The organism is Ruegeria sp. BB10 (genome assembly GCF_056535725.1).
This window is the reverse complement of record NZ_JBQFIW010000001.1, coordinates 2094027-2110874: the sequence shown is the minus strand read 5'-3', so window position 1 is coordinate 2110874 and position 16848 is coordinate 2094027. Positions and strand designations below refer to the sequence as shown.

Here is a 16848-nt window from a genome sequence, read left to right as displayed (position 1 = left end):
CAAATGTGTTTGTACTACTGATTTTCCAGCAACACGTGAGCCGTTTGGTGCCTTCGCTCTACAGATCGTCCAGCACGAACCGACTCTTCTTTTCAGCCGAATAATGCTTGAAGGTAAATGCTCCGAAAACCAAGACGACTTCAGCACTCATCAATTGACTATAGTTTCGTTCTCCGGTCGCAGTCGGAACAGGATATGGGTTGCGCTATCGCAGCATCGAAACCTTCCTAGATGGAGGGCCGGCAGCAGATTTTCGCTACGCTAGGTACTAACCACCTCGCAGAAAGCAGGCAGCGGACACGCCGTTCTGCACTAGTGGACCTGTGCAGAATGCCTATCGCATTGCTTCTAGTTCACGGTGTGAGGGAAATTCTTCCAGTGCCGCTTTAATCAAGCTTTCGCGCGAGATGCCCGCACCGCCACCACCCAAGGAAATCAATCGGAGCGCGGCGAACCACTGCGCCCTTCCATTGCCGTTCAGTCTCAGTCGTGAGATATCGCCACCAGCCCGCAGCCAAATATCTTGATCCGACGGCCCAAACGGAAATAGATCCGGCATGATCTGCTCAAGATCGCGATGACGTTGAAAAGCTGCCGACGACATCGTTTTGGCACCGCCAAATGCGAGCGCAACAGGGAAATTCTCCTCCAGCCCGCTCGCCTTGAAAACTGGATGCTGTTGTCCTGGGACAGCCCGTCTGACCTGCTCAGCCACGTAGTTGAAAAGGTCAAAAACCCGCACTGTTCCGTCGTTAGAAGCTGCTGCTGCACCCTTGAGACCCGATAGCATCGCAGTCGTAAAAACGCTGTTTCGCTCGCCACCAAGCACCAGAGACGTCTCGGTTGCGCGTGACGACGCGAAAACGACACGACCAGCCCCTTGTGCCAATTCCTGCAGTGACTTCTCGTCGAACCCATCGCCTACAACATCAAGGCCAGCCTCGCTCAAGCCAGACTTCAGCGAGGTGGAACCCGCAGCATGGCATGCATCAATCGCTATGACGACGCGCGGCGCATTGATTGCGGCGATCGCCGCAGACAGCTCGGTTTCTCCGAGTGACGTCCCGGCAAGATCCACTGGGTCGCAATCGTAGGGGATCAGCGCGCTTGTCAGGTCGGCTGCACTACCCAGTCGTGCGCCATGACCAGAAGAAAACTGCGACTGTGTCGTCGCTTGTCGCCGTCGCCGCAAGATCAGCCAGCGCACTTCGGATGTTGTCCAATGTAGCTTCGTGGTCGGCAAGGACAGTAACGTTCTCCTCCGGATAACCGCAGTATGCGGGCGACTTTAACATGTCAGCAGTGTCGACTGCGTCGTTGTGCACCGCGATCGGAAGGCTGCTAACAGTCTCGTACCTAGCGACGCCGATGACCAACGCACGTCCCTGAGTGAACTTCATTTCCATCTCCATTGAGAGAATTGTGAGCCAGCCGAGTCCCGAAACAGCGGATCTGCGGCCAGACGGCTCAGTTTCTGATTTCCAGGATAGTCAATCTGCATCTGCTTGATCAGCTTCTGCGCAAGTGGAGACTTCCCACTCTTTACGGCGCGGATAGCATGACGCCATCGCTCTTGGCCAGTTCCATGGTTTAGCAGATCAGCAGTCCGACCACCCGCACGTTCCCACATAGAATCTTGATCTGGGCCGTTGGGAAAGAGTTCGGCTGCCACTTTTATAAGCATTTCCCACTTCTCTTCGGAACTAGGTGGCGACATCCCCAGCACAAGACGATCAAAAAAACCCATCAGAGCGACGCATTGGCGAAGAGTAGGCTCAACGTCTTTACGGCCAGATCGATAGATTAAAATCATGTCATCGACAGCGTAGCGTAGCTTCCTCAATGACAAGGTACGTCCTAGCAGATCCGCATCTGTACTCGAGATCGGGTTGGTCGCGTTGACAGCATCACGAACCCAGCCGCGGATCCATGCATCGTCGAGACCGTCCAGAGAATTAATGATATCCAGACCCTCTGCAATCCTCCCGACCTGAAGACGCTTCATGAGCTGGTTGAACCTCGGGTCAATCACGATGCATTTGGCCAGTTCGGTTTCGATCATTGCGTTTGGTTCGACGGACCCATCTGTATCAAACCAGGCATCTGCCGTTGCCATTAGCATGCGTTCTCGTGTCGCGTGGGGCAATTTTCTCCAAACCTCGGCCCTCCGCGAATAATTCGAGAGATCCGCTAGCGGCGTTTCGGATAGCAGATGTAAGATATCTACAGACGGCCTAATGCCGTTGATCTGTTTTTCAAGCAAACCTTCTAGAATCTTCTTTGGGTCTTTGGGTCCACGCCATGCGTCCCGGTCAATCTTTAACGCCGCAGACCATATACTCTGGTTGCTAGCGATATCCATATCACGCATCTCCAATAGCGACGGATCTTTGGCAACCTTCTCGCCTGCGATCGCCAGTACACGACCATCGGGCACGCTTTCCACCGCGTCGAGGATCTCAGCGGGCGTCGCACGTCGCATAGCGAGTTCCATCCCGGCGGTGTCTTCACCGGGCTCTAAGCCACATTGAATTCGGGCCGCCTCAACTGGTTCCATGCTCGCGCCCGCTGCGATGGCATGAAGCCGGAAAAGCCGCCGTTTCGCGGCGACGTTCATGATCGGTTTCGCTGTCTGGGTGCCAAGGCTTCTCGGGGCCGCGGCTTCAGCGCAGCCAACCGGCTTTGTCCTTTGAGACAAGGGTGATTAAAGGGAACCAAGCTTGGCTCAGAACTCACCCAACGCCAAAATCCGGCAGCAAACTGACCGTGAGTTGCAGAACTCGATTGCTCTAAACCCTTTCTTGTTGCTTCACGCCATGGAGCGACAGCACTATCGCCAACCAATGCTTCGGAGACGATCGTTACCAAGTCTGCATCGTCTGTTGAGGCGAACTGGTTCCGTTCCAGCCAACTCTCCATGGCCCGCCAGACACGATCGCAGGTATCGAAACTTGATAACGGCAGATTTCGAAGTGCCAGAATGTCCGAAGGTCGGGCGTTGGGGAATGCTCTCACGAGACGGTCAACTATGGAACGTTTCTCAACCTTCCCCAACTTAGGGTTCGGCGATAAGCGCTCAATGAGCCGGGCAGCAGAAATAAGGCTTTCAACAGCATCAGGTGTCCTGACCACCAAAGCGAACGCCTGCTCGAGCAGTCGGAGATCTTGAAAGCTGTCAAGACTTGCACGGATCCTATCACCGAATGCGCGTAGTTCAGCCCCCTCATCGGATCCTGCCAACATCCATGCGGCTTGAGACCGATCATCCCCACACTGACCGACAAGCCGCTTCTGCTGCCACCGCCCTCTTAGAGCTTCGGGTGTGCAGACAATATCTGGTGCCGGAGTATCCGCCACGTCCCTGGGACCGAAGCTCAGTCGAAAGTAGAATGATCTGCGCAAGGAAGGCCAAAGTCGAGCCCAAAGGGCCACCATTAGCTCCTCAAATCCCTCTGTTCCTATGCGCACCACAGGACCGGTACCGCGCGAGACCAGAGCCATCGCGGTGGCCGCCAAGTCAGGAGTCACAATAGGTTTTCCAGATCCAAAGTTCACTTCCAACGGTGCAACCGCTGTAGGCAGCGCGTCACAGGAAGTGAGGAGGTATTCAAGGAGCGGTTGAAGGTTATCGACAACCTCAATCTCATTTAAGTCACAAACCAACGCGTGAGTGACAGCCATACCTGCACGTTCAGCCGTGAGATCCCTGAACATCCGCGCGATGACATACCGGTCACCGATAGGAAAGCCCGACGTAACCGGCGACCAGTCGGAGCCAGGCGGTTCAGTATCGGGAAGATCCAAGCGCTGTGCAAGTGCGGCCGCAAACTTTTGGTCGCCGCTCGCGCATCTGAGAGCGAAACCATGCTTTGTGTTACCGAAGAAGGCTTGATCGACGCGCATGCTAATCTCCACGTTTGATCAAGCGCCAGCTGTGAGCAGCTGGTGGATTGGCAACGTGAGGTCTCGATCTTTTTGCCATCAGGCTTGATCACATAGCCAAAATGCTCTGGCCCCAAGCTCGCATAATCCACGTCGCCTGTCGTCGGGCTAAGAGGACGTTCCAGAGAGGAAAGACCCATGATAAGCGCGTGCTTCCAGTTCGAACGAATGAACGCCGAAACCAATGGAAGTCGCTCTTCCAGTGCCTCCGAGGGTGTAGTTACGATCTGGGTTTCGTCCCAACAGGTGAGGAGTATGCCGAAACGAGGGAGGTGCTGCGCCTTGGTCGTAGACCGATGCGTGAAGATAAGCATCTGTAACAACTCAACTAGCCTCGCTTGGTCAGAAAACTCGACTGCGTGATTGTCGATCCGAAGGTCTCTCAGATCAGATAGCGGTTTAGAAGATATCATCGCCAACTCTGGTCTGTTGAAGTCGAACAAGCAGTAGCCACGCGTCCGCTTGATCGACACGCTTTTGCCAGTTTTCCGTGAGCCGTCGGCTTTCGATCATGGACTTGATTTGCTCGCCACCGTATTCAGGCCACACTATGTCTGCCTCGTACCCATTAGAATCAATGACGGGCCAGACACTGTCGACGCTAACGGCGCGGGCAGTGTGACCAGCCGCACGCCCCTCATCAAGCTGCTCCAGAGCCGCTTCAAATGCCTCGAGGTTCGTGGCGGCGCCGTTCATTTGCAATGCTCCGGGGCCTGCATGAGACGGCGGAGCAACTGAGCACCGTAGTGGGTTTTCCCGACGCCGCTTTCGCCAACGAGGAGAATTGAGTTCGATGTTGCGTTCAATACTTCTCCCTCCCGCACATAAACAGGGGGTCGAGAGAGACTGACGTGGGTGGCGGCAGCCGAACGCCGGGTCTCTTCACGCCCAACGCCCATACAAGGAGTTCAACCAATCCTGTACCGGTGTTCGACGACGCATCACCGTCAGTAGCACCGATCACGCTGACGGAATGTTCGACAGTATCGGGCATGGCACGGGTTACAGCACCGCGCACAGCATCCTCCATTTGTTCAGAAATTTCGACGTCTGACTTGGTCCAAGCGAGAGCAACGGGCCGACCATCTCGTTCAGAACCCAGTCGCATTGCGAGTCGCTGCAACGACCCACGTGCAGCGCCCTTGACTCGCCAGCCAGCGCTTCGCGGTCGGCCACAATGATGAAGGCGTCAGCGTAATCCGATACCCAGCGCGCACCTTCACCTAGGTCGGATTTCGTATTTACCGCCCACCTTTGGAACCATTCTCCAGGCGCGTCCGTAAATAAATAGTCCATCGGTTGATCACCGTTTTCGCTTCGAAATCTGAGGTGAAGGAGGCCGGGTGCCCGCCCACTTCGGCTGGTGGTGTGGGCTGGAAACTGCGGAGGCTGACCGGGCGCCCAACGGAGTGAGCCTGCGGCCGCCTCCCACCCCGAAAGGGTATAGGAACCTGCGAACAGCAAGTCTCTGGTACCTATCAGTCCTCTTCCGAGAAGGAGATACCACGCTGCAAGCAAAGTAGTTTTGCCTGCGTTTTGCGGTCCGATGACGCCGACAACAATTGGTTTCCCGCGCCCGGCAACGAAGCCCAAATCATTAAGACCAAATGCACTACCTGACCATGGCAATAGCATCTCTCCTGAAGTGCTCTCCTCAGACTCTTCGGACACCTTGGAGCCATTCCAAATATTACACTTCGAAAGGTCAGTATGGCCCAAGGCACACCGGTATCAGGTGCGAAGCACGTATCGTTCGAGCATTTTCCATGATCAGGACTTACCCGGGGAGCGACGCTTTGTAGGCAACGCGTCGTTTGCGGCTTGCGACGCCTGGAGCTCGCGGAAGATCCAGCTCGCCCACGACACCGCGTCAAGTTCGGAACTGGGCGAATACCCGGTCAGTCGTTGGAAATCATCCGCGTTTCGTGCATTGGCGTGCTCCGGATGGCCAATCAAGGACAGCAGTGGCCCACGTCCTTCCGGTGCTTCTGCGATTTTTGCAGCGACGGCGCGGAGCGCCGCGAGATCAACATGGTCCTGCGCTTCTTCCACGAGTTCGCGAACACTCTTCTTGGCTCCGACATCCGGTGTGTTCAGGCTCAGAACCGTCTCCCCTAAAAAAGCTGACACACTAGCTGGCGTGAAAAGTGGAACTGTTTCGAAAGGTCGAGCGCCATGAGCGCGGCGGCCGTTGTCGGGGAAAGTTCGCGATAGCTCTTTGCGGCAGATGGAGAATACAAAGCCTCACGCCACCAAAGAAGATTGGTTCGCCGCTGAAGGCCAGCAGTGGCTGCACTGAAGGATTTTAGTGTCTCACCGACAAAGTCGGAAATCGCCTCGGCCATGCCACTAAAGGGAGTAGACAAGTCTGCTTGACTGACATTGATATTGGACAATGCGGAATTGATCGCACCGGCAATCGCAGTCCCTGATCGATTTCGAATTCTTCATTCCATTGCGCATTTGAGTTAGGCCAAAACTGATTACCTTGCGTCGCGCCAGCTGATGCTTGCGGTCCTGCGGCGGCCTTCATAGAGTTCCGCAGGTATTCCTCTGATACCTCGGATATTGAGATCTTTGGACCGTCAATATCCGGATTTGTATACTTTAAAGGCTGGACCGAGATGCTCTCTGGCGTCGCCCACTCTTTCACAGCCCGAGTATCGACGCGGCTCTCAATCTGCTTGACGATATCAATCCAGATATCACGCTCGTTATCGACGGGGAGAAGCGGCAGCGCGTTGCGTGCTGACGCCACAAAACAAACGCCTACCCGATCGTCATTACTAGCTGCTTCGACGATTGCGTCGAGAAGAATAGCGCGAACTACAGAGATAGGCATAGTAGCGAAGGTGTTGCGATATGTCGCCCACCTCTTTTGGAGCGCGGCAAGAGCCTCTTGGACTACTGGATCGTTTTCCGGCGCTTCAGGGTCGAAAGCGATTAGAGAATAGCTTAGCGCTTTCGACGGCTTCTTTTTCAAAGCGCTCGCGAGGTCTTTAGCTGCCTGTGATAGTTTTTCCAGCTTGGCGTCATCTCCACCGACGTCGATCAAGCCTTTGATGAGAAAACCATGAAGAATAAAGTTGTCCAATCACTCAACCCCTTGTTGTTGAAATCGGACATTAAATGACAGTGCGGAGAAGCCAAGTCGAAAGTAGGCATAAGATACCTCTGCGCGTCTGCCCTCATTTGATACCATTCTGGCTGTTAGTCGCCTTCGCACGGTTTACGCCAGGTGGAGAGCTATCGGAAAGTATCAGGCGCAGCCGTCGTCCCCTCCTCCTATGCCAGATGCACGTGTCTTTGTATCACCTACCGGATAAGAGACGGCCGCGCCGCAAGAAAGGTTTTGTCCGTGTCTGTTTTCACTATTCGGAGCCGCCTTACACCGAAGACTTTGCAAAAGCCTGCTCTAAGCGCATTTTTGACTTTCTACAGCCGAGATGCTGCTAGGTAGCGAATTGGAGCTTTGTCTTAAGAGCAGTTAATCACGTCTGGTGTGGCGAATGTCTTCTTCAAATCCATGGTGTTGATCGCTGCAAGTGGATCGAAGGCAGCTATCTAACATCCGGCACATTGCTCCACTCAGGTATGTTTGCTAAGCAAAACCAAATTGGATGGGATCAAAGGAAAAGACTTTTTCTGCCAATTGTAGCCGGGACAAAGCAAGGGACCAAAATGCAAGGAACTGCGACCGACGTTGGATCGGTGCTGGAATGGTTTGACCACAAGCAGACTGAAAGTACAGTTCTTGCTTTTATCTGTGCTCACACGCCCGAATTTCGATCTAAAATCGAATACCTCATTACCAATTGGGCATCGGTTGATACCATGCTGTCTGCCGAAATCACACTCGTGCTTTTCGGACCTGATGCAAGTAACGCGCTGGAAATCAAGGAGTATCCCAGTCCTGATGCCAGAGATTGGGTTTGGGCGTTTCCGGTCCTCACATCGCGGTGCAAGGAGCAACGACTGGTGCGGACTTTCCATTTTGCGGTCCGGAGAGCTTTGGGACGAACTCGATGATGAGCAACGAAGTGCCTTCGTCTCCAAAACAATTCAGAACGTGGATGAGGTACGAGACCGGGCTGGCCTTTCGCGGAGGCAACTACCCGCGGTAGTGCTCTATCTCAAAGGACTAGAGAAACCCTTAGGGATTCCGATTCCTTCAATCGAAAGTAACGATCAGATTCTAAAGTTAATTTCAGACATTAGGCTTACATACGACGATCTTTTATTTTCTAGACTTAAGGTGGTGGCAAACACAAATTTCGAAATAGTCGAACTTAAGCGAAGGGTTGATCAATTTAAAACTCACGAAGCAAATCTAGACCGTCTAAAGTCTGCTTCGGTTCGTCTGCTAGAGGAACTTCGTGCCAAGTACTCCTTGGATGAGGGGATTATTGAGAACCTAAAGCTCAGTATTGAATCAATGAGATTTCCGGCCAACATTGCTCCTCACCTTGTCGATGCTGGCATGGCTGAAAGAGCATTTCGCGACTCGAGAACGCTTGCGCTTCAAAAGAACTTAACGGAAATGTCTAAGCGCTGCCTCGAGGTATCTAAGTTGGCGGTTTCTGATACTCCGCTGCTCACAAGATCAAACAAGTTTGAAGAAAAGTTGGCACTGCTCAAGGACCTACGGTCTCAGCTCGAAGTGTATTCGAATAGAATTAGCAGACTATCCGAATTTCGTAGCAGCATAAATCATGCGTCTGATGGCGTTGCCCTTGTCAATGAGCAGATGAGTATTCTTTCAAGTCTGTATCAGAGGGTCGGCACTTTGCTTAGGGTTTCTCTTGGTGGTCCGTAAGCAGTCCTTCAGTGAGAATGGACTAACGGCAGCTCGGCCAGTGAAGTAGTTGTTCACGGGGCTCGACGCGAATGGCAACTTAGATCTCAACCTGCAAGTGGATCAGCGGCTCGGAGTTGGCGAAGCGTAAACGGGTTCACCATACAGATGGGCGTATTTTCGAAAGAGATTTAAGCTAACTGGACGACGTTCATCGGTTGGACTAGCCTGCATTGAATAAGACAAAAATGGACGCAGAAGGACGCCTAGTGCGATTCCAAAACGAGGAATCATATAAATAAATCAAATGCTTGAAATGATATGAGAAACCTCTTGGGGTATTTTTGGGGTGTGGAGTGATGTTTAGTATGATTTCAGTAAGCAATTTGAAGCACTTGCAGATTAAAAGGATTCCGCCCCGGAATCGCACTGAGCCAAGCCTGATAATGGGTCTTCGAGCCGTCGTAGTACAAACCGTAGTACACAACGCGCCTGTTGACCTTGGCTTGGCTGTCGCGATACCCCTTACATTGCTGACGGGAGACCTGACGAGGGTGCCTGTAACGGGAATAGAACACTGCCCCGGGCACCACTCTCAATTCACGAAAAATATTTCTTGGTAAATCAAATAGATGTGTAGTTATTGATTCCTCGATTCTTCTCGGGGAAGCAACATTCGGCGTAATTGCTGCTCTTTTGTTGCTTATGCGAAGTCCAACAATTTCTAAACCTCGGCGGCAGATGAAGAGGAGAAGTCGCCATTCATCGTGCCGTTGCTTGGTTTCCGCAAGCAAGGCGAATTGCAGCTATTCAGCAAGGAGCATTTCCTTGACCTACTTTGGCGGCTTGATGAATGCGACGCCTCGGATATCGCAAACCGTTTCAAGATCGTTGATGAAAGCCAGGCTGGTCAGATCGACATATCCGAGAGTGGCAAGGTGGGGATCGACTTTGCACGGCGCGTCCAAGGTGAGCTTGCCGCTGTCATCCAAGAGCCAGCATGGACTTTGCCCAGACTGGCCAACTGGATCGACACAGGTATAAAGCATCCTAACATTACCAAGCCGAGCGCGGTGGTGTTTTTCAGGGGCGCCCTGAACAAGCTGCTGGCCAGCGGCCATGACTTGGACACCTTGGCACGGAACAAATACGATCTGCGCAATGTAGTGGCAGGTTTCATTTCCGATCTTCGATCCAATCGAGAAACCGACAACTATTCTGCCCTGTTTGCCGCTCACGCTGATCAGTTTGCCACCAGCGCAGAACTATCCATGATCTTCGATGAGCATAGTTACGCCTTCAACCAGCCCTATGCCGGGGCCACCAAGTTCAACAAGCATTACACCCCGTTGATTGGCGACTTGAAAGCCGGAGGTGAGGAGTTCGAGTGCGCCGTCTATCTGGACCGGTTGGATACGGTGAAATACTGGATTCGGAATATCGAGAACAAGAAAACCTCTTTCTGGCTCCAGCTACCACACGGAAAGTTCTATCCGGATTTTGTAGCGATGCTAGACGATGGGCGAATCTTGGTTGTCGAATACAAGGGCGCGCATCTTTTCGACTCGGAAGAAGCCAAGCGCCAGATTGGCGACGCATGGGCTGACGCCAGCGGTGGCCAATGCTTGTTCTGCATGCTGACTGACCGAGGATTCGATCTTATAGATAGGACAATCAGTTAGGTCCGCGTTAGAATCCCTTCCGCCGGGTTGCTGTCCCATTGCAGTCCCGGTGGATAACCTGCAGGGAGGATTTTGGCCACAGGACGTAATGTCTTTATCTTCAAGGGGATTTTGGTAGCGGAGGAGGGACTTGAACCCCCGACACGCGGATTATGATTCCGCTGCTCTAACCAACTGAGCTACTCCGCCATGAGTGAGTGGCGATTTAAGCGAGGGGCTGTGGCGGGTCAAGAGGGAAAACACGGTCAAAGCCGGATTCTTTTCTACGCCGTTCAAACCGTCTCGGGCGCCGCCTTGGTTTCGAAATACTTGGTTTCTGCGATCTGGCGGATGAATGCGGCGCATGTGTCCGGTGCCGTGATCAGGATCATATGACCTGCCCCGTCGATCCACTCGTTTGACAGGCCGAACTGGATCATTGGATCGCCGTGCGCGTGGGCTGCAAGTATAGCGTCCTGTGTGCCGTATAGAATGCCGCCGGGTACGGCTAACTCCTCATAGCGGGCGACCTGCGCCGCCATGCTGTCATCAATTCCCACAACGTCCTGCGATCCGGTGATGAAGGCCGACGGGCGCAGTCCAAGCGCACCGCCAGCACGATCCAGAAAGTCCGCAGGCGCAGGGTCGGGGGCGAAAACGACGTCCAGAGTGTGTGGTGCAGTTTTGGCGGCCACGGGTACAGCGATTGTGTTGCCGATCAGGCTGCGCAGCCATTCCGTGCGGATTTCCAGTGGTTTGAAAACCTGGGGTGTCGACGGCAAAACTTGCGTCAGAGGGGCTAGCAGAGCCAGGGCCTTGATCTTTTCTGGGTGGTCCAGCGCCATCGCCAACGACACCGCGCCGCCCAAGGAATGGCCTACAAGGACAGCGTCGGTGACGTCCTTGCTGTCCAGAAACTCTTGTATCATGCGCGCCTGTTCGGGCAGACGGCCCAGATCGGCACTGTCGCGGGTCGAATAGCCACAGCCGGGCCGGTCCACTGCGATGACGTGGTAGTCATCGGCCAGCATGTCGACCAAGGCATAGGTGAAATGCTGCAACTGCCCAGCCAGCCCGTGGATCATGACAAGGGTCTGCTTCGACGGATCGCCCTTTTCCACATAATGGATGCTGCCGCCGTTCACGGGCGCGATGACCCCAAGCTGCGGAACTCGGATTTGGCCTTGGCGAGTCAGTTTGCGGGTCCACAGTTTCATGCCGACAAAAAATGCGACGATCAGCAGGGCGATGGTTAGAAGAGTGGTCATGTCAACGATCTCCGGCTGGGGGAGGGGCAGGGTGATATTGTTCCAGCCCGGATCGGGCCATGCGCTTTTCATACTCGGATACGGTGCCGGGCCAAAGCGTCGTGTTACGGCCTTGGGCATCCTGATACCATGAGGTGCAGCCGCCCGCTTGCCAGACGCTGTCTGAGTGGCGGTCCTGCATTTCCTGCGTAAAGGCTTCTTGTTTCGCGGCGTCAGGTGTGATGGCCTGTAAGCCGTTGCGCTGCATCTGATCCAGCACCCGGCCTATATGGCGGACCTGTGCTTCGATCATCAGCACGACCGAGTTATGGCCCAATCCGGTATGTGGCCCCAACAGGATAAAGAAGTTCGGAAAACCTGCGATGGCAGTGCCCAGATTGGCCTGCATCCCATCGGTCCACGCTTGGCGCAGGGTCAGGCCATCGGTTCCGGTGATGTCCAGACGCTCGACCACGTCCGTCACATGAAAGCCTGTGCCCCAGATCAATACATCGGCCTGGGTCCGGCTGCCATCTGCGGCGATGATCTGATCTCCCTCGATTGTCGCCACCCCGTGCGGGATTACTGTCACGTTGTCTCGCGCAAGGGCCGTGTACCAATCATTCGAACTGAGGATACGTTTGCATCCAATCCTGTAGCCAGGGGTCAGGTGTTCGCGTTGTTCGGGGTCAGTTATCGCTTTATCCAGCCCGTTTCGCCACATCTTCATGGCAAAGTTGACCATCCGCTCTTCGCCCCGAAACACACGGTGTCGATACTCAAAAATCCAGTAGATCAGTTTGCGGCGTATCCGGGGCAGGATCGGGATGCGCCGATAGAAGCTGCGAACCCACGGTGCAATTGGCCCGTCGGGGCGGGGCAGGACGTAGGGCGCGGTCCGTTGGAAGATCGTGATTTGGGCTGCCGTTTTCGCAATTTCAGGCACAAACTGAACGGCAGAGGCACCGGTGCCGACCACCGCGATGCGTTTACCCACAAGTTCAACGTCGTGATCCCATTCGGCAGAATGGAACTTAGGCCCGGGAAAGCCGTCGGCACCGGGTATGTCGGGCACATCCGGTAGATGCAGTGCCCCAATGGCCGAGACTAAAAAGCGCGCCGTCCAGTGCTGCCCGCCCTCGGTTTCCACCTGCCATTGGTCGCCGTCCCAGCGTGCGGATTTTAGCTGCTGGTAGAAATGGCACAGGTCGTACAGGTCCTCATCCCGGCAGACCTTTTGCAGATACGCCTGAATCTCGGCCCCACCGGCATAGGCGCGGCTCCAGTCCGGGTTCAGGTGCGTGGCCATCGAATACAGATGCGAGGGAATATCGCATGCCACGCCGGGATAGGTGTTTTCGCGCCATGTACCGCCGATATCACCCGCTTTTTCAAGGATGGCGATATCGCTGATTCCACGTTTGCGTGCCTCGATTGCCATGGTCAGCCCCGAGAACCCGGCACCAATGATCAGCATTTCCGCACTGTGCGCCATGCACCTGCCCCTCCCAAAGCAACCGTGACGGTTTCATTTGACTATAGGGGACCTAAGACGTCTGAACAGCTTCCCGTGGGGTCAAATAAAGTTTGGATGGCCTGGTGCGCATTCGCCCTGACGTGACACCAATCTTAAAATTCGAGACGATGTGCCCGACCATGCGCGACAAGGCGTGCATTAAGTGTCTCGGCCTCGGGCGCACCGGATTCTAGCGCGAAGACAAAGGCGTGGGTTAGGTAAAAACAAGCGGCATCAATGTCCTGTGCCGCCTCGCGCTCATCCGCAGCCATTGTGTAATAGTGGATCAGGGCAGCATGATCGTCCTGCTCATGGGCCTTTAACAGCAGGCGATCCAATTCGTCTTTTTCCATTGGACCTCCTGCCAAAAGGGGCCGGCCGAGAGGTTACTCCGCCCGTCCGTTTTCGATCTGCGTTGCGACCCAGTGATGGAAGTTATGGGTCGGCCCGTCCATTGCGGGTGAAAACCGTCCGCCATCGAACAGCACCCCGTGGCGACCCTTTTGCATACCTTCGACAACAAAGACATCTTCTTCGAAAATGGCCCGCCACTGTTGTGCGTTTGTGGTGCGAAGCCCGTCCAGATGCGGCGTGTCCTCAACGCTTTTGGCATAGTACAGCCGGATATGCTCGACGGTGTTTTCGTGGTCGACCGGCTCAAGCAAGATTGCAAAGGCATGGTCGCGCTGCACCCCCAACAGGACGTTCGGGTATAAGGCTACATATTCCGCGCCTTCATCCCACTTGTCACTCAGGTCTTCAAAATCGGGAAAGGTGGTGCCGTCCTGATCCTTTAGCTGCCGGTAGACCAGCGTGCCCTGACCGGAGTAATGCCCGCGGACTTCGATGTTATAGTGATCTTCCAACCGGGAATAGCTGTTCAGGCCGGGATGCACCCAAGGCAGGTGATAGCTTTCGCAATAGTTCTCGACCGCCAGTTTCCAATTGGTTTTGACCTCCAGCTTGAACGAGGCCATCTCGCCGCCGTCATGCAGGGGGTGTTCGAATTCCTTCCACCGATCCAGCAGGGCACCATGGGCATCCTGAAACTCCGGTGCGTTGCCGTCTACGTTCACAAAGATCACATCGCGCCAGACATACGACCGGACACGCACCAGCCCCAGATCCTTGTGATCGACGTTTTCGTGCTTGTTCTGACCGGGGCCGCCGACATGCGGGGTAGCGCGCAGCTCACCTTTCAGGCTGTAGCACCAGCTGTGATAGGGGCAGCGGATCGCGCCTTCGATCTTGCGGGGCGTATCCACAAGGATCATGCCGCGGTGGCGGCAGGTGTTCTGGAAAACCCCGATCTCTCCGTCGCGATCACGGACGATCAGTAGTGGCATGCCCAGAAAGTCGACCGGTTTTGCATCGCCTACCTCGGGGACATCCAGACCAAACCCGATCCCGGACCAATTGGCAAAGAGGACCGAGCGCTTTTCTTCGGCAAAAACAACCGGGTCGATATAGTGTTCATTCGGCAGGCCATTTGCGATGGTCACATCGTTCAGAACGGATGACAGCGCGCTGTGCTTGTTCATCGGGCTCTCCTGTGGGTTGCTAGATGCGTTCTTTTCCGTATTGGCGGATGGTGTGGCCCTTTCTCAATATCAGAAAACCTCACCACTGGGTGATCTGATCTAAACTGAACCGTCCTGAACCTCTTGAATGATCCATGATTTTAAGGCACGGGCGCTGTCCGAGAGGTCTTCGTCCGGGCGGCCAACTATGTAGAATTGGTTGGGCGCAGTCAGATAGTGCGGGCCAATGGCGACCAGCTTTCCCGATTGCAGCATCGGCTGGATCAGCCGTTGCCAACCCAGCGTCAGCCCAGCCCCCTTGCGCGCCAGTTGCAGGGCAACCGAATAGCTGTTCACCCTGGAGTCAATCGGGATCGTGCCCACATATCCCAGTTGTTTGAACCATTCCGGCCAGGTGGTCCAAGTGCGGTCTTCCGAGGCCATGTGGATCAAGCGTTCGGCTGCCAGCGCGTCGAGGTCAGCACCAGCCAATCGTTCCGCGACCTCGGGGCTGGCGACGGGGATCAGGTGATCGCGGAACAGGGGTGTATGCGTCAAGTTCGGGTCGGGGTCGCGCCCGTAGCGAATAAAGAAGTCCACATCCGGTCGGTCCCGAAAAGGGCGATCCTGCGACAGCTGGTCCACGTTGACGTCCGGCATTTCGCGCCAAAATCGGATCACGGCGGGCGACAACCACAACGCCGCCACTGCCGTGGTCGATCCGACCGTGACCTTGCCGCCAGATTTGCGGTCACGGATCGTTGCCAGAACTTTCGAGATACGCCCGAATGACGACGACAGCGCCTCGTAAAGCGCATTGCCGTCTTCGGTCAGATCGACACCGCGATGCTTGCGCTGGAACAGCGTGGTTTCCAGATCGCCCTCCAACGCCTTGATCTGGTGACTGACCGCGCCCGGCGTGACCGACAGTTCCTCGGCTGCGTTCTTAAAGCTCAGATGCCGCGCCGCGGCCTCGAAGGCGGACAAGGTGGTCAGGGGCGGCAGGTTATAGTGGCGTCTGGACATGATGATTTGGGAAGCATTGCCTGATTTCAGATGAGCTCTCTTCATCCGAGTATTGGGCTTTTTATCGATGAAGGCCAGAACCACGTACGTAGCAATATTGTGTGTCGGTCAATTTGCTGGATAGGCGCGGTGAAATGTGGCCGTAAGCGGCGGGGGGAGCTGCTCTGCCCATAGGCGAGCCCGGTTGGTCAGGCGCTCACCCCCTTGGTCCCGCTCGTACCCCCTCGTTAAATTCAAACTCGTAAACTGATCAGCAGGATTAGGTATTCATAGATGCGGAAATGGGCATAACTATTACAAGATCGTGTCAGTTCTATGTATCTTTCGGTCGAAACCGCGCAATTTGCCCCAATCTTAATGTGCATGTTTTCAACATATCTGCTGGAAATTACATCCTTTCCGTCAGTTATGTTTGTGTTAAATGGCTGGTCATGACATTTTTATTTCGCCAACAAAGGGATGTTTTCTGCAAAAAATGGCGTTAAATCGCATTCGGATTTCCTTTAGAATTTCCATGTCCTCATTAGACTTTAATGCTGGAGGACATCTATGAATTTGGAATCCCACGAAGCCGCAACAGAGATTGCACCGCGTGTCATCTCGATCGCAAAGCGCGAGCGCGAGATATTCCGGGCATCCAAAGCCGCCGAGGCCGCGTTTGAACAGGTCGCCTGCGCAGCCAAAGATGGCGCCGCAGTACATGGTGAGTTGCAGGACCGTGTCTTTTCCATTTTTCGCTGGTATTTCCTGTCAGCCTTTTGCACCCGTATGCTGACGGGCGCTGCGCATCGGCTTGAGCATCAGACCTTGCAGGTTTCGATGGATATTTTCAGTGCCGTCAAAATGGTGCTGACCGATAGTGAGATTGAGCGGTCGATGGCTTTGGTCAGCGTCGAGCATACGTCGCCGACGATAGTTCGGGCGAATGACATTGGCAGTCGGGGGCATACTGTCGGATGGGTTGCCGCAGGGCTGCATGAAAAGGGGCGGGAATTCCCTGGCGAGATTCAGAATGCGCTGGCCGGTGCGCTGGCGGCGTCGACCCGGATCAACTGACCGCTGCGCAGTTATCCCAACGTCAGCGACTGACTACACAGTTTACACACATGCGAATCCTTGCGTACGATCCGATAGAATTTTT

The 16848-nt window shown here is 54.7% G+C and carries 14 protein-coding genes, 1 tRNA gene and 3 pseudogenes; 3 read left to right on the top strand and 15 right to left on the bottom strand.

Annotated elements, in window-relative coordinates:
• Nucleotides 1-334: 334 nt before the first annotated feature.
• The 9 genes and pseudogenes from ACR3EP_RS10795 to ACR3EP_RS10755 all read right to left on the bottom strand — a co-directional run bounded on the left by ACR3EP_RS10795 (nucleotide 335) and on the right by ACR3EP_RS10755 (nucleotide 7036).
• Nucleotides 335-1243: a caspase family protein gene (locus tag ACR3EP_RS10795; protein ID WP_480637739.1), complete on the bottom strand. Its 909-nt coding sequence runs from the start codon at nucleotides 1241-1243 to the stop codon at nucleotides 335-337.
• Nucleotides 1125-1400, bottom strand: a complete 276-nt coding sequence (locus ACR3EP_RS10790; protein WP_480637737.1) for a caspase family protein — start codon at nucleotides 1398-1400, stop codon at nucleotides 1125-1127. The genes ACR3EP_RS10795 and ACR3EP_RS10790 overlap by 119 nt, the downstream gene beginning before the upstream one ends.
• Nucleotides 1397-2617, bottom strand: a complete 1221-nt coding sequence (locus ACR3EP_RS10785) for an effector-associated domain EAD1-containing protein (RefSeq protein ID WP_480637735.1) — start codon at nucleotides 2615-2617, stop codon at nucleotides 1397-1399. Before ACR3EP_RS10785 ends, ACR3EP_RS10790 begins: the two co-directional genes overlap by 4 nt.
• Nucleotides 2614-3903 carry a GAP1-N1 domain-containing protein gene (locus tag ACR3EP_RS10780; RefSeq protein ID WP_480637733.1) on the bottom strand — a complete coding sequence of 430 codons (1290 nt, stop codon included), beginning with the start codon at nucleotides 3901-3903 and terminating at the stop codon, nucleotides 2614-2616. The genes ACR3EP_RS10785 and ACR3EP_RS10780 overlap by 4 nt, the downstream gene beginning before the upstream one ends.
• Before the next feature lie 80 nt (nucleotides 3904-3983).
• Nucleotides 3984-4355 (bottom strand): annotated as a pseudogene (locus ACR3EP_RS10775) (TRAFAC clade GTPase domain-containing protein); the annotation flags it as partial.
• Nucleotides 4342-4737 (bottom strand): TRAFAC clade GTPase domain-containing protein, encoded by a 396-nt coding sequence (locus tag ACR3EP_RS10770; protein ID WP_480639014.1) that lies wholly within the window; start codon nucleotides 4735-4737, stop codon nucleotides 4342-4344. The pseudogene ACR3EP_RS10775 and the gene ACR3EP_RS10770, both read right to left, overlap by 14 nt.
• Before the next feature lie 7 nt (nucleotides 4738-4744).
• A pseudogene (locus ACR3EP_RS10765) lies at nucleotides 4745-5577 on the bottom strand (TRAFAC clade GTPase domain-containing protein).
• Nucleotides 5578-5712: 135 nt separating this feature from the next.
• Nucleotides 5713-6338 (bottom strand): annotated as a pseudogene (locus ACR3EP_RS10760) (GTPase-associated system all-helical protein GASH).
• Entirely contained in the window at nucleotides 6248-7036 is a 789-nt protein-coding gene (locus tag ACR3EP_RS10755) for a GTPase-associated system all-helical protein GASH (RefSeq protein WP_480637732.1), read from the bottom strand. Before ACR3EP_RS10755 ends, ACR3EP_RS10760 begins: the two are co-directional and overlap by 91 nt.
• 822 nt (nucleotides 7037-7858) lie before the next feature.
• On the opposite strand from ACR3EP_RS10755, the gene ACR3EP_RS10750 reads away from it, so the two are divergent.
• Entirely contained in the window at nucleotides 7859-8758 is a 900-nt protein-coding gene (locus tag ACR3EP_RS10750) for a hypothetical protein (protein WP_480637731.1), read from the top strand.
• A gap of 752 nt (nucleotides 8759-9510) precedes the next feature.
• Nucleotides 9511-10419 (top strand): hypothetical protein, encoded by a 909-nt coding sequence (locus ACR3EP_RS10745; RefSeq protein WP_480637729.1) that lies wholly within the window; start codon nucleotides 9511-9513, stop codon nucleotides 10417-10419.
• 112 nt (nucleotides 10420-10531) lie between these two features.
• Here the strand turns inward: ACR3EP_RS10745 and ACR3EP_RS10740 are convergent.
• From ACR3EP_RS10740 to ACR3EP_RS10715, 6 genes are all read right to left on the bottom strand, one after another.
• Nucleotides 10532-10608: transfer RNA gene (locus ACR3EP_RS10740), tRNA-Met, on the bottom strand.
• A gap of 83 nt (nucleotides 10609-10691) precedes the next feature.
• Entirely contained in the window at nucleotides 10692-11666 is a 975-nt protein-coding gene (locus ACR3EP_RS10735) for an alpha/beta fold hydrolase (RefSeq protein ID WP_170377306.1), read from the bottom strand.
• A 1-nt stretch (nucleotide 11667) separates the two neighbouring features.
• Complete coding sequence (locus ACR3EP_RS10730; RefSeq protein WP_480637727.1) at nucleotides 11668-13140, bottom strand: flavin-containing monooxygenase; 1473 nt, start codon at nucleotides 13138-13140, stop codon at nucleotides 11668-11670.
• Between the two features lie 134 nt (nucleotides 13141-13274).
• Nucleotides 13275-13514, bottom strand: a complete 240-nt coding sequence (locus ACR3EP_RS10725; protein ID WP_170359617.1) for a hypothetical protein — start codon at nucleotides 13512-13514, stop codon at nucleotides 13275-13277.
• 33 nt (nucleotides 13515-13547) lie between these two features.
• Nucleotides 13548-14702: an aromatic ring-hydroxylating oxygenase subunit alpha gene (locus ACR3EP_RS10720; RefSeq protein ID WP_480637725.1), complete on the bottom strand. Its 1155-nt coding sequence runs from the start codon at nucleotides 14700-14702 to the stop codon at nucleotides 13548-13550.
• A gap of 99 nt (nucleotides 14703-14801) precedes the next feature.
• Entirely contained in the window at nucleotides 14802-15707 is a 906-nt protein-coding gene (locus tag ACR3EP_RS10715; RefSeq protein WP_170359619.1) for a LysR substrate-binding domain-containing protein, read from the bottom strand.
• Between the two features lie 549 nt (nucleotides 15708-16256).
• Here ACR3EP_RS10715 and ACR3EP_RS10710 point away from each other — a divergent pair.
• The gene (locus ACR3EP_RS10710; RefSeq protein ID WP_480637723.1) at nucleotides 16257-16763 is read left to right on the top strand and encodes a hypothetical protein; all 507 of its coding nucleotides are present in this window, start codon (nucleotides 16257-16259) and stop codon (nucleotides 16761-16763) included.
• Nucleotides 16764-16848: the final 85 nt, after the last annotated feature.